General features: G+C 69.7%; 9 protein-coding genes and 2 pseudogenes. 5 read left to right on the top strand and 6 right to left on the bottom strand.

Features of this window, described 5'->3' with window-relative positions; translation table 11 throughout:
• Window positions 1-144: 144 nt before the first annotated feature.
• Both FJ309_11260 and FJ309_11255 read right to left on the bottom strand, forming a co-directional pair.
• Window positions 145-264: pseudogene (locus tag FJ309_11260) on the bottom strand (IS91 family transposase).
• 33 nt (window positions 265-297) lie between these two features.
• On the bottom strand, window positions 298-867 hold the full coding sequence (locus tag FJ309_11255) for a transposase (protein ID MBM3955174.1): 570 nt from the start codon (window positions 865-867) through the stop codon (window positions 298-300).
• Between FJ309_11255 and FJ309_11250 the strand changes: the two genes are divergently transcribed.
• Both FJ309_11250 and FJ309_11245 read left to right on the top strand, forming a co-directional pair.
• Window positions 788-2,281, top strand: a complete 1,494-nt coding sequence (locus FJ309_11250; protein MBM3955173.1) for an IS21 family transposase — start codon at window positions 788-790, stop codon at window positions 2,279-2,281. The two genes, FJ309_11255 and FJ309_11250, sit on opposite strands and share 80 nt — an antisense overlap.
• Window positions 2,278-3,051, top strand: a complete 774-nt coding sequence (locus tag FJ309_11245) for an ATP-binding protein (GenBank protein MBM3955172.1) — start codon at window positions 2,278-2,280, stop codon at window positions 3,049-3,051. The genes FJ309_11250 and FJ309_11245 overlap by 4 nt, the downstream gene beginning before the upstream one ends.
• Window positions 3,052-3,470: 419 nt before the next feature.
• Here the strand turns inward: FJ309_11245 and FJ309_11240 are convergent.
• Window positions 3,471-3,686: pseudogene (locus tag FJ309_11240) on the bottom strand (ribbon-helix-helix protein, CopG family).
• A 227-nt stretch (window positions 3,687-3,913) separates the two neighbouring features.
• Here FJ309_11240 and FJ309_11235 point away from each other — a divergent pair.
• Window positions 3,914-4,948 (top strand): phosphodiester glycosidase family protein, encoded by a 1,035-nt coding sequence (locus FJ309_11235; GenBank protein MBM3955171.1) that lies wholly within the window; start codon window positions 3,914-3,916, stop codon window positions 4,946-4,948.
• Here the strand turns inward: FJ309_11235 and FJ309_11230 are convergent.
• The 3 genes from FJ309_11230 to FJ309_11220 all read right to left on the bottom strand — a co-directional run bounded on the left by FJ309_11230 (window position 4,863) and on the right by FJ309_11220 (window position 8,004).
• Window positions 4,863-5,900: a serine/threonine protein kinase gene (locus tag FJ309_11230; GenBank protein ID MBM3955170.1), complete on the bottom strand. Its 1,038-nt coding sequence runs from the start codon at window positions 5,898-5,900 to the stop codon at window positions 4,863-4,865. The two genes, FJ309_11235 and FJ309_11230, sit on opposite strands and share 86 nt — an antisense overlap.
• Before the next feature lie 8 nt (window positions 5,901-5,908).
• Window positions 5,909-6,499, bottom strand: a complete 591-nt coding sequence (locus FJ309_11225) for a sigma-70 family RNA polymerase sigma factor (protein ID MBM3955169.1) — start codon at window positions 6,497-6,499, stop codon at window positions 5,909-5,911.
• 224 nt (window positions 6,500-6,723) lie between these two features.
• A complete protein-coding gene (locus tag FJ309_11220) occupies window positions 6,724-8,004 on the bottom strand; it encodes a metallophosphoesterase family protein (protein ID MBM3955168.1) in 1,281 nt (426 codons plus the stop codon).
• A gap of 171 nt (window positions 8,005-8,175) precedes the next feature.
• On the opposite strand from FJ309_11220, the gene FJ309_11215 reads away from it, so the two are divergent.
• Both FJ309_11215 and FJ309_11210 read left to right on the top strand, forming a co-directional pair.
• Window positions 8,176-8,586, top strand: a complete 411-nt coding sequence (locus FJ309_11215; GenBank protein MBM3955167.1) for a rhodanese-like domain-containing protein — start codon at window positions 8,176-8,178, stop codon at window positions 8,584-8,586.
• A gap of 271 nt (window positions 8,587-8,857) precedes the next feature.
• Window positions 8,858-12,166: a hypothetical protein gene (locus FJ309_11210; protein MBM3955166.1), complete on the top strand. Its 3,309-nt coding sequence runs from the start codon at window positions 8,858-8,860 to the stop codon at window positions 12,164-12,166.
• Window position 12,167: the final 1 nt, after the last annotated feature.

Below are 12,167 nucleotides of genomic sequence, written 5' to 3'. Positions count from 1 at the left end.
TGAAACCGCCCTTCTCACGGGCCGTCCGCACCGTGACATGGGATCCCGTCAGAGGCTGCGAATGTCGATCACGGGCAGTTCGTCGGGCGACGTCTGAGTCACGTCGCATTCGTTGTGGACCTGCACGAGGTCTCCCCAGTCGGTCGGTGGGCCACGGGCGGGAGAGACGGGCGGTGGTTCGAGCGGTTCGCCGAGATGTGTAAGGATCTTCCGGATCGGCCCCGGATCGGTAATGAACGCGATGAGGCGGATGTCGCCACCACACCGGCCGTCGGGTTGTTCTTGTTTAGAGCCTCCTCAGCAGAATCTGTGGGTGGAATCCGGCTCTGGTAGTCGTCCGAGGACGTGAAACAGGGCGATTTCGATGCCCTGTGACGTTCGGAAGCCGAACGCTTTTCTAGTGGTCAGTTTCGCCTTGCCGTTGAAACCCTCGACGACGCCCGCCGAGATCGTGCCTCCGGCCCGTAACCAGTTGAGGATCAGATGGCGATGGCGTCGCATGCTGCGGGCGACCTTCTTCATCGGGTCGAGGCGGCTCCGCATCGCGCCGGTGGTCCACTCGTCGAGGAAGTTTCCAGCCGCCGCAGGATTCGTGTACTCCCAGAATCGCTGGAAGGCCTCGCGGAGCAGATGGCGTGAACGCCGGTTGAAAAGTGCAGCGCGCGGCGGGTAGTCCCGCCGGTCGAAAAATGCAGCGCACAACTGTGCAGCGGTGTCGGTCAGGAGAATCGCGGCGAAGCCGCGATCTCCCCCTACCGAGAGCGAGGCACGAGGAGTGTATGCAGCGATGGAGATGTGGACCGAGGTCCGGCGCCGGGTGCTGACCGGCGAATTGTCGAAGCGGGCGGCCTGCCAGGAATACGGCATCAACTGGCGGACGCTTGCGAAGATGCTCGCACACGCCGAGCCGCCCGGGTACCGCCGTCGGACGAAGCGTGAGAAGCCGATCCTGGGGCCGCACCTGGCGTGGATCCACGAGGTGCTGGAGCAGGACCGGGAGGCGCCCAAGAAGCAGCACCATACGGCGCAGCGGATCTTCGACCGACTGAGGGCCGAACGCGGCTACACCGGCGGCGTCACAATGGTGAGGGCGGCAGTCCGGGAGTGGAAGGACTCCAGGAAGGAAGTCTTCGTGCCGCTCTCGCATCCACCGGGCGAGGCCCAGGTCGACTTCGGCTTCGCCTATGTCGACCTCGCCGGTGAGCGGCATCAGGTAGCGCTGTTCGTGATGACGCTGCCGTATTCGGACGCGCTCTACATTCAGGCGTTTCCGCGGGAGTGCACCGAGGCTTTCCTCGAGGGGCATAATCGGGCCTTCCGCTTCATCGGTGGCGTGCCGCGAAAGATCCGCTACGACAACAGCAAGATCGCGGTGGCGAAGATCACCGGCAGCCGCGAGCGGCAGGTGACGAGGGAGTTTCAGCGGCTCCAGAGCCACTGTCTGTTCGAGACGCAGTTTTGCCTGGTGCGGCGGGCGAACGAAAAAGGGCACGTCGAATGCCTCGTCGACTTCGGTCGGGCGAACTTCCTCGTACCGGTGCCGAGCGTCGAGTCGCTCGCGGAACTCAACGAGACGCTCGAGCAGCGCTGCCGGGCGGATCTTGCCCGGCAACTGCGGGGCAAGGATGGCACGAAGGGAGAGAGGCTCTTGGAGGAGCGGAGTGCCTTGCTGCCGCTTCCGGCCCAGGAGTGTGAGGCGCGCCGGATCACGCAGACCGGGGCCAATTCGCTGTCGTTGGTGCGCTTCGACACCAACAGCTACAGCGTGCCGGTGAAGTACGCCCACCGGACGATCACGGTGGTGGCGACGGTCGATGACGTGAAGATGATCTTCGAGGATCGTCTGATCGCGAGGCATCGCCGCCACTGGGGCCGGGAACGCTTTTTCTTCGATCCGATCCACTATCTGGCGCTCCTGGAGCGCAAGCCCGGTGCCTTCGACTACGCCCGTCCGCTTGCCGACTGGCAGCTCCCAGACTGCTTCGATGTGCTCCGCCGTCGGATGGAGCGCACCCCTGACGGACTCGGGACACGCGAGTTCATCCGGGTGCTCTTGCTCTTGGAGAAGGCGACGCTCGATGAACTCGCCACGGCGCTCGACTACGCGCTCGGACAGGGCGTCGCCGATGCTGACACGATCCGCGTCATCCTGGAGCACCGCCGTGAGTCTCCGGTCGCGCTCTTCTGCCTCGACAGCCGTCCCCACCTGAAGCTCGTGCACGTCCCACCGACCGACATCAGCGCGTACGCGTCGCTGCTGGAGACGGAGGTGTCCGTATGAGCAAGACGAAGTGCGCGGTGCTCGTGAAGCATCATCTCAAGGCGCTCAAGCTGCCGACGATGTGTGAGGAGTGCGAGAAGGTCGCCTCGCAGGCGGCGATCGAGAACCTCGATCACATCGCCTACCTCCAGCGGCTGTGCGAACTGGAGCTGATCGAGCGGGAGCGGCGAGCCGCCGAACGGCGGCTCAAAGCGGCCCGCTTCCCGCAAACGAAGACGCTCGACGAGTTTGATTTCGATCAGCAGCCCTCGATCAACAAACCGCTCGTGCTCGAACTCGCCAAGGGGCAGTACATCGACGAGCGCGAGAACGTCCTCCTCATCGGCTCCAGCGGCGTGGGCAAGACGCATCTGGCGATCGCCCTCGGCCTGGCGGCCTGCGGGCAGGGGCGGAAGGTGCGATTCTTCGGGGTCACCGAGCTGATCACGCTGCTGCTGGAGGCCAGAGAGGAGAAGTCACTCATCCGCCTCCGCAAGCAGATCAAGCAACTCGACCTCGTGATCCTCGACGAACTCGGCTACGTGCCCACCGGTAAGGCCGGGGCCGAGCTGCTCTTCGACGTGCTGTCGACGGCCTACGAGCGTCAGAGCCTGATCGTGACCACGAATCTCCCCTTCGAGCAGTGGACCGAGGTGCTCGGCAGCGAGCGGCTCACAGGGGCTGCCCTCGACCGCCTCACACACCGCTGCCACATCCTCGAGGCGAAAGGCGAGAGCTATCGACTCAAGGATGCCCGGAGACGGCAACGCAGGGCAGGACCGTCGGCCTGACAGATCGATCCTTGGAGCAAGTGACTTGACGGAGTAGATTCCAAACCCAACCCCAGCGCTGCACTTTTCGGCCGCTGCGCGCTGCACTTTTCAACCGGCGTTCACAGCCCGTTGCGACTTGCTGCAAACCCTTGCGGCGCCGGCTTTTTTCCCACCCCGCGCGCCGGTTTTTCGCGCCCCTCGCTTCAGCTGCTCATCGGCTTGGCGACGCCTGCCGCATCACCGGCCAGTCCAGGCAGGGCGAATTCCGCCATCGCAACGGCCGTCGGCCGGCCGCGGAGCGACGAGTCGCCGCTTCCCAGGTCGCCTGCGTCAGAAACCGGCGGCCGATCACGTTGGCCACCGCGCCCCCCTATCCACCCTTGGCTGCGCGGCGGTGGCGGCGATCACCACGTTGGCATCGAGGACGACCCGCGTCTTCACGACAGGGCCTTGAAGACATCCTCGTCGGTCAGGAGCCCCTGAGCCTCGGCAAACGGAAGAGCCCTTCTCCGCAGCGCCCTGAATCTCTCGACGGCGATCTAGCGCCGCAGCGATTCCCTGACGATGTCGCTGACGGCTTTGTTCTCGTCTCGACTGAGTTTGTCGAGCTCGCGGCGCAGCTCGTCGGGAAGCCGAATCGTCAACGTCGACATGGTAGACCCCGTTGCACGACATTGTCTTGCAGCGATGATCGGGGTGTCAACCGATCGCGGCTGACGTCGCCGCGACCCCGGCAGGGCCACGGGCTCCTCCCGGGGACCAGGACCGCCCCCCCATCGCGCGCCACCGGTTTTCAGACGACACAGAAAACAGCGTGATTGGACGACCGAGGGCGCCACGACCGCCGCCGCTGTCCGAGGAACGCGCGGAGACACTCCGAATGCATCAGCGATACCACCATCGCGTCACACGCTCCCCCTTGGTCGAGCCGCACTCGTGCTGCTGCCGCATCACAGGGACACGCGCGGGGGCGGTCCTGCTCGCGGCCGCGGCAGCGGTTCTCGCCTGCAGCGTCCGCGTGGCCCGCGCCGACTTCGATTGGGCGCGGGCCGAGGCACTCGCGCCGGGTGTCGAGATGGTGACGACGACGATCGTCAAGGAGCCCGAGGCCGGGCTCACCTGCCCGCAGTACGCCGCGTTCGATCCGGCGGCGCCGCGGAAAGTGGCGCTCGGCTGTGTGCGCGTCGACCTCACCCGGCCCGGCACGCGCTGCGAGGCCACGCCCCGCGCGGCCGGGTGGGGCCAGCCGATGCCTCCCCATGGAGACAAGGCGTTTCCCGACCTCGTGATCCGCACGGCGCTCCAGACCGTGCCCGATTTCGTCGCCGCCGAACGGGCAGCCGGCGTGCCGGTCGTGCTCGGGGTCAATGCGTCGCCGTGGGAGCCGTTCGTGCCGGGGAAGGCGTTCGAACATGCCGACCGGATGGGGCTGGTCGTCGACGACGGCGTGGTCGTGTCGCCGGCCACGGGGCGACCAGCGCTGGTGATCGGCCACGACGGCAGCGCGGAGCTGCGCGTCGTGAATCCTGGCGACGACCTGACCGCGATCGAGACGGCCGTCAGTGGGTTTTCATTCTGCTTGATCGACGGCGTGCCCTCCGCCCCCGACGATGTCCTCCATCCGCGGACCGGCTTCGGGCTGTCGGCCGACGGAAAGACGCTGTTCATCCTCGTCGCCGACGGCCGCCAGGCGGCGAGCCAAGGACTGACCGTGCGCGAGGTCGGCGAACTGCTCCGCGACATGGGCGCCGATGACGGCGTCAACATGGACGGTGGCGGCTCGACGACGCTCGTCGCCGCGCCGCCCGGAAGCGACGGGTTTCGCGTCGTCAACCGGCCAAGCGGCGGCCTGCGGCGCAACGGCGCCAATCTGGTGATCGCGGTTGACAGGGCCCCGCGCGACGGCCGCGAGTGAGCGGGGCACCGCCGGACCGACGGCGCACAGTTGCCCGCGGCGGGGTCAGATCGGCGGGCACGCCGGCGACGAGCGCGCCCAGCGGCCGGAACTCCCCCGCCGCGGCGCGGCGGAGCGATTCGGACGTGCTCTTGGCATCGAACGGCGCCGAGCCGCACAGCAGCCAGTAGAGCAGGCCGCCGAGGGCGTGGATGTCGGCGGCGGTGCCGACCTGCCCGAGCGCCGGATCGAGGCCGGTCTGCTCCGGGGCCATGAACGAGGAGGTGCCGACGGCGATCCCGTCGCGCGTCACCGCCGGCCCGGGATCGGCGTCTGGCCGGGCGAGGCCGAAATCGACGAGCTTCGGCGTCGGGCGACGGCCGCCGGCGGCGGGGGCGAGGAGCACGTTGGCGGGCTTGATGTCGCGGTGGATAATGCCGCGCGCGTGGAGCGCCGCCACGCCCCGGCCGACGTCGGCGACCAGCGCCGCGGCCTCGGCCGCCGGCAAGGTGCCGGCACCGACGCGCTCGTCGAGCGACGGTCCGTCGATCCATTCCATGACGATCGCCGGTGCGCCGGCGACATCGGTGACGTAGAGGATCTGGACGACGTTGGGATGGACGATGCGCGTCAGGAGCAGCGCCTCGCGCTCGGCTCGCGAGCGCCGCTCGGGCGTCGGTGTGGCGTCGGGGGCGAGCACCTTGACGGCGACGACCCGGTCGAGTCGGGATTCGCGCGCCCGGTAGACCACCCCCATGCCGCCACGGCCGACCTCGACCAAATCGGTGAGCCCGGGCACAGCCAGAGGTGGCGACGGCGGTGGCTCGGGTGGCCGAGCCGCGAGGCGACCGACGATTGCCATCGTGTCGGGCCCCGGCGCACGGCGCGGGCGCGTGATCAATTCCATCAGGGCCACGTCGGCGGCGGGGAGAGGCGGGCCCGCGGCAGCGTCGTCGGGAACGGGCGCCGTCATCGCCAGCCTCACGACGGTTGGTGGACGGAGTCGGCCGCCGACCGTTCCCGCCGGGCGACCGCCCGGCGGAGCAGGCGGAGGACGTAGCTGCGGGCGCGGTAGGCGTTGTCGACCGTCATCCCCAGCCGGCCGGCGACGTCGGCGGCCGGCACCCGCTCGATCGCCAGCAAATGGAAGGCCTGCCAGGTCCGCGGCTGCACGCGTCGCTTGACGTCATCGAGGGCCAAGTCGAGCACCTCCATGTCGAACGCCTCCTCGATCCGGCGGACGAGACTGTCTCGCGCCGGCACGGTGGCGAGGAAATCCTGCAGCGTCGCGGCGCCCGTACCGAGTCGGTCGGCACGGCGCGCCGCGCTCCAGTCGGACACGGCGGCGACGACCATCTGCCGGAGGTAGCCGCGGAACCGCCGCGCCGGGTCGTGGCGAAACACCGCCGCATGGCGCCAGAAGCGGACGAGCACGTCCTGCGCGACGTCGTGGGCGTCGTCGTGCTGGAGGCCGTGACTACGGCACCACTGCACGACCGGGCGCCCGTAGATGGTGACGAACTCGGTCCACGCGCCGGAATCGTCGGGCTCGTCGCGAAGCCGCGGGAGCAGACTCGCGCGTGGTGCGCAGCGAGGCCATGGGAAAACCTTCGAGGGCGTTTGTCACCCACGCCCGGCAGCGATTCCCGTCGTCAGTGTCAAAGATACCCGCGCGCGGGAGGCGGTCCAGCCGACCAGCCCAGGGAAGCCCGGATCCGATCCGCTCATGATCCGCCCTGCCCATGATCGGCTCACGATCCACGGGCGACTCCCGCCCGCGGTCTCGCGCCAGGCCGTCAATCCGCAGCCGTGACCGGCTCGGCCTGGGCCTCGGGACGTGTGCGGATCGGGAGCAGCTCGAATTCGTCGAACACCACGCCGTCGGCGTCGATCGCCCGGACCAGGGCCGTGGGGGGCCCGCCCGCCGCGCCCGGCCGCAGGTTCACGCACCACAAGTGGTTCCTCGCTTCGGCCCGTGCCAACCACCAAGCCGCCTCCGGTGACGGCACGGGACGCGTGCGCACCCCCCAGGCGCCGTCGCCCAGGTAGAGGATGCCGTTGGTGTCGTCGCGGCGGTGGCCGCGAAGACGGTGAGAACGCTTGAACGTGTGGTGGTCGTGCTCGAACACCGCCGAGACACCGTGGCGCTCGAGGTGCGGCGTCCAGTGCTCACGGATCTCGACAGAGCGCGGGTGCTCGATCGGCAGCTTGTCGGCAGGTGCCTTGGCGGTGCCGTAGGCAGGAAAGTGGTAGGCGGCAAACAGGAATGGCCGCGCCTGGCGGGCAGCAAGCGCCTCCCCGAGCCAGTCGGCCTGCGCGGGGATCGGCACGGTGTGACCCGAGTCGAGCATCACCAGCGACAGGTAGTCGCCGACGTCGGCCGCGAAATGGCTCCGCCCCCCCGGCCGGACGAACAGGCCGTAGTAATACGGAGCGTCGTTGGGGATCGCGCCGCCGTAGCCGCCGCGGACCTCGTGGTTGCCGATCCCGATCACCAGCGGAATCAGCCGGCGGTCGGCCGCCGCGCCGGCCGTCGTCCACGAAGAGAGCCAGTCGATCCAGCGCATCGCCAGAGCGCCGTTTTCGTAGGCCAGGTCGCCGCCGAGGAGGGCGAAGTCGGGGTCGAGCCGGGCCGCCTGGCGGTTCATCCGGTCGAGCGACTCGCGCGCGTGCATCATGTCGCCGCCGGCGACGAAGCGCACCGGCCGGGAGAGCGTGGCCGGCATCGTGCGCGCAAGCCACCCCTGCGAGGGCGTGTCGGGGCGGCTACCGATCCCGAACCTGTACAGCGTGTCGGGGGCGAGACCGGCCAGCTCCACGCGGCGCAGCACCAGCGCCGACGGCGCGAGCTGGAGCTCCTCCGCCTCGGCGCTCGACCAGTCGGCATCGTCGGCGGCGTCGGCGCGGCGGAAGAAGACGGTGGTGGCGTTCTTCGGGTACAGGTTCACCCAGTTGACGACCATCCCCCGGGTCGGGTCGTCGGGCCAGGTGAGGAACACCCCGACATGATCCTGCCCGACAGCGCGGCCGGCGAAGAGGAAAACCGTGATCGCCAAGGCCAGTGAGGGGCGCCGCATGTCGTGCTCCTGTCGCGGTCGATCGGCCGACGGGTCAGCGTTGCCGGCTTTCGGCCGCACCATCGTAGTCGCCGCGGTGGGGCCGCACCGGCCGGGCCGGGAGCCCTTCCGGCATCGGCCGGCCATGTGCTATGCCATGATCAACCGTCATCCCGTCCCGAGGAGATCCCGATGTCCACCCGTCTGACTCGCCGCGACTGTGCCTTCGTCGTCGCCGCCCTGGCAGGGGCCGCCGCCCTGCCGGCCCTCGCCGAGCACACCACGGACACCCTCGAGATGGTCAAGAAGGGGCTGGTCGAGAAGAAGGCTGTGATCGTCGACGTCCGCGAGGCCGACGAATGGGAGGACGGGCATCTCCGCGAGGCCCGCCACCTGCCGATGAGCAGCCTCAAGCAGATCGACAAGGAAGCTGTCGCCAAGGTCCTTCCCAAGGACAAGGTGATCTACCTCCACTGCCAGGCGGGCGGACGCTGCCAGAAGGTGGCCGATCTGCTCGAGCCGCTCGGCTACGACGTCCGTGCCCTCAAGCCCGGCTATCCCGATCTCGTCGAGGCCGGGTTCCCGGCGACGAAGGGGAAATAGCCGGCCGGGCGGAAGCGAAACCGGCGTTCGTTCACGTCCAGCGCGCGATCTCGTCCCCGCTGCGGGCGCCGGTCGCGAGCGGCAGCGCGGCCGGTGGCGAGCCGCTGATTCTCCTGCTGCCTCCGCGCGGCGCGGTCCGTATACTGCATACTGACGCTCTGTCCGGGGGAGGGGATCACGTCGGCGGGGATCCGGCCAGGCGGCCGACCGCCGCGATTCGTCGTTGGCGATGCCGTGGTGCGCGCGGCCGCATCCCGGGGAGGAGGCTTCCATGTCGAACCGACGGCGGCGGGGGATGGCACGGCGGGCGGCAGCCCGGCGGCAGGCAGCGGCGGCGGTGGAACCTCTCGAGGCGCGGCTCGCGCTGTCGGCGTCGGCACTACGGCCGTTCATCGACCTCGGCCCGAGCGACAACGTCGCCCTCGACCAGCCGCGGGTGACGGTCGAGCTCGGCAACTCCCAGGGGCAGTCGATCGGCCCCGACATCTTCAACAGCTGGCTGCTCGACACCGGTGCCAACACGATCCTCGTGTTCAAGACCGGCGTCGACGACATGAACGAATCGCCGCCGCCGTACCAGGTCGAGGGAGTGTTCGAGGAGCTCGGCGTCGGCGGCGCGCAGCTGTTCGACATCTCCGCGCCGTACCAATTCGACTTCGCCGGCACGTCGGGGGTCCGGCAGACGCTCGTCGACGCGCGGGTGATCTCCGACGCGACGCGCGACGTGAGCATGTTCGGGCCGTTCGGGATCGTGGGGATGCCGGCGATGACCGAGCGTGTGACGACGCTCGACTTCACCCCCTGGCTCTCGTTCGACGAAGGCAACTTCCTGATGGCGACCGACTTCGCCATGGAGGTTCCGGCGGCGACCGTGCCGCGCTACACGGTGAGCGTCGACGACCGTGTCAACTTCTCCCCCGACGGCCACGTCATCGAAGGCGAGTTCCCGCCGGTCTGGGCCGACATCCCCTTCTTCTCGGCCGAGGTCCACCACGGCGACGCCGTCGTCGGCGGCAACTTCATGTTCGACACCGGCGCCCAGGTGACGATCATCTCCTCGGCGATCGCGATGTCGCTCGGCCTCGACTCCAACGGCGACGGTGTCCTCGACGAAAACGACGTCGGTTACACGCGCACCGAGACCGTCGGCGGCGTCGGCGGCTCGCGCGACGCGCCGGTGTACATGATCGACGCCGTCCACGTGCCCACCGACCAGGGCGTCGACCTGGTGTGGACCAACCTCTTGTGGCTGGTGATCGACATCGCCCCGGGGATCGACGGCGTGTTCGGCTTCGACACCATGACCAGCGGCTGGATCGATGCCGTGTTCTCCGGCGGCGAGGCGGGCTACCTGCGGCAGGCGCACCTCGACTTCCGCGGCTGGGAGGCGAACGGACAGGGGAAGATGCATTTCGACATCAACCCCGACCTGGCGGCGATCCAGACCGTCGCCGGCCCCGGAGCGATCGTCGTCGAGACCGGCGGCGTGACGACCGTCGCCGAGTCGGGCTACGAGGATTCCTACACGATCGTCCTCCGCGAGCAGCCCACGGCCGACGTCGTCGTCGATCTCGTCGCCCCATCGCACAAGCTCCGGGTCTTCCCGACGGGCGACGAGCAGGCGACGAGCGTCGTGTTCACGCCCGACAACTGGAGCGTGCCGCGGAGCGTCACGGTCCGCGCCGTCGACGACACCGTCGAGCAGAGCCTCCACCGCTCGACGATCCGCCACGTGCCCCGCAGCGCCGACCCCGCCTACGACGGCGTGGGGATGCCGCGCGTGCTGGTCAACATCGTCGACAACGACTACCCCGCCGTGCTCGTGATGCCCACCGACGGCGAGACGCGCGTTGTCGAGGGGGGCGAGCCCGACACCTACGCGCTCGTGCTCACGCGCGCCCCCGGACAGGACGTGACGATCAACCTGGCGCCGGCCGACGAGGGCATCACCGCCGAAAACGCCGCCGGCGGCACGGCGCTGACGTTCACGCCGGCCAATTGGAACGTCCCGCAGGTGGTCGCCGTGACAGCGGCTGCCGGCAGCGCCGCGCCGGGCGGGCGGAAGTCATACGTCAACCACCAGATCGTCACCGGCGACACGCTCTACGCCGAGGCGTACGTCCTCCCCGAGATCGTGTTCATCGACGATGCCGCCCCCCCTGCCGCCACGCCTCCCACGCTCACCGCCGGGTCCACGGCCGTGAGCGGCACCGTCGGCGGCACGATCGGCAACATGGGCACATGGGGATCCCCCGACGCCGGCCACACGGTGGTGCTCACGGCGTCGGCAGGCACGATCACGCAGGATCCCGCGGGCACCTGGACCTGGTCGCTCGTGCCGGCCACGACGCTCGGACTGGAGCCGATCACGATCATCGCCACCGACGACCGCGGGCTGTCGTCGCAGGCGGCGTTCACGGTCACGGCGCGCGGGTTCCCCACGGCCGTGGCGGGAACTGCCGGCGACCGCCGGGTCGACCTCGCGTGGAGCGCACCGCCGGCGGTCCCCGGCCTGCCGGTGACGGGGTACCGCATCCAGTCGAGCACCGACGACGGGGCGACCTGGAGCGATCTGCCCGACACCGCGTCGGCCGACACGGCCCTCGAGATCACGGGCCTCACCAACGGCACCCCGTATCGGTTCCGGATCGCGGCCCGCGACGCGGCCGGCACCGGGCCGTGGAGCGATCCGTCGGCGGCCGTCACCCCGGTGGCCCCCCCCGCTCCGGCCAGCGCCCTGCTGGCGACCGGCGGCAACCGAAGCGCGACGCTCCAGTGGCAAGCGCCGGCCGACAGCGGCGGCACGCCGGTCACCGACTACGTCATCCAGTACCGGCGGTTGAGCGCGGTCGAGTGGTCGACGTTTGCCGACGGCGTGTCGACGGCGACCCAGGCCACGGTCACCGGTCTGGTCGGCGGTGCCAACTACGCCTTCCGGGTGATCGCGCGCAATGCCGTCGGCGACGCCGCTCCGTCCGGCCAGCGGACGGCGACGGTGCTCGGGCCCCCGGCCGCGGCGACGGGCCTCCGCGCCGTCGGCGGGAACGGCAAGGCCGACCTCACCTGGAACGCGCCGGCCGCAGCCAACGGTTCGCCGGTGACCGACTACGTCGTCCAGTACCGCCGAGCGAGCGCCGCCGTCTGGTCGATGTTCGCCGACGGCGTCGCGCCGCGGACGCAGGCGACCGTCACGGGCTTGGTGCCCGGGGCCAATTACGTGTTCCGGATCGTCGCCCGCAGCGCCTTCGGCGACGCCACGCCCTCGGGCACGGCCGTGGCCACGACCGCCGCTTCCCCCGGCCCGCCAACCTGGCTGTCGCTGTTCGCCGGCTCCGGCTCGGCGACGCTGACCTGGATGATGCCGTCGAACAGCGGCAGCGGGCCGATCAGCGACTATCTGGTCCAGTACCGGCGGCTCAACACCGACTTCTGGAGCACGGTCGAAGACGGCGCGTCGATCTCGCGGACACGGACCGTGACGGGATTGGTGCGCGGCGCGAACTATGCCTTCCGGATCGTCGCCCGGAACGCGGCCGGCGACGGCGCCCCCTCGGCGCAGCGGATGATCACGATCGGCTGAC

It is taken from the genome of Planctomycetota bacterium (assembly GCA_016872555.1).
In the GTDB taxonomy this organism is placed as follows: domain Bacteria; phylum Planctomycetota; class Planctomycetia; order Pirellulales; family UBA1268; genus F1-20-MAGs016.
Note: the sequence above shows the minus strand (reverse complement) of the source record. Positions and strands in the feature narration are given on the sequence as shown.

What these genes read in the sequence shown, in the direction of transcription:
- FJ309_11250 (MBM3955173.1), top strand. Translation starts at nt 788, where the DNA reads ATGGAGATGTGGACCGAGGTCCGGCGCCGGGTGCTGACCGGCGAATTG.
- FJ309_11255 (MBM3955174.1), bottom strand. Translation starts at nt 867, where the DNA reads ATGCCGTATTCCTGGCAGGCCGCCCGCTTCGACAATTCGCCGGTCAGC.
- FJ309_11245 (MBM3955172.1), top strand. Translation starts at nt 2,278, where the DNA reads ATGAGCAAGACGAAGTGCGCGGTGCTCGTGAAGCATCATCTCAAGGCG.
- FJ309_11235 (MBM3955171.1), top strand. Translation starts at nt 3,914, where the DNA reads ATGCATCAGCGATACCACCATCGCGTCACACGCTCCCCCTTGGTCGAG.
- FJ309_11230 (MBM3955170.1), bottom strand. Translation starts at nt 5,900, where the DNA reads ATGACGGCGCCCGTTCCCGACGACGCTGCCGCGGGCCCGCCTCTCCCC.
- FJ309_11220 (MBM3955168.1), bottom strand. Translation starts at nt 8,004, where the DNA reads ATGCGGCGCCCCTCACTGGCCTTGGCGATCACGGTTTTCCTCTTCGCC.
- FJ309_11215 (MBM3955167.1), top strand. Translation starts at nt 8,176, where the DNA reads ATGTCCACCCGTCTGACTCGCCGCGACTGTGCCTTCGTCGTCGCCGCC.
- FJ309_11210 (MBM3955166.1), top strand. Translation starts at nt 8,858, where the DNA reads ATGTCGAACCGACGGCGGCGGGGGATGGCACGGCGGGCGGCAGCCCGG.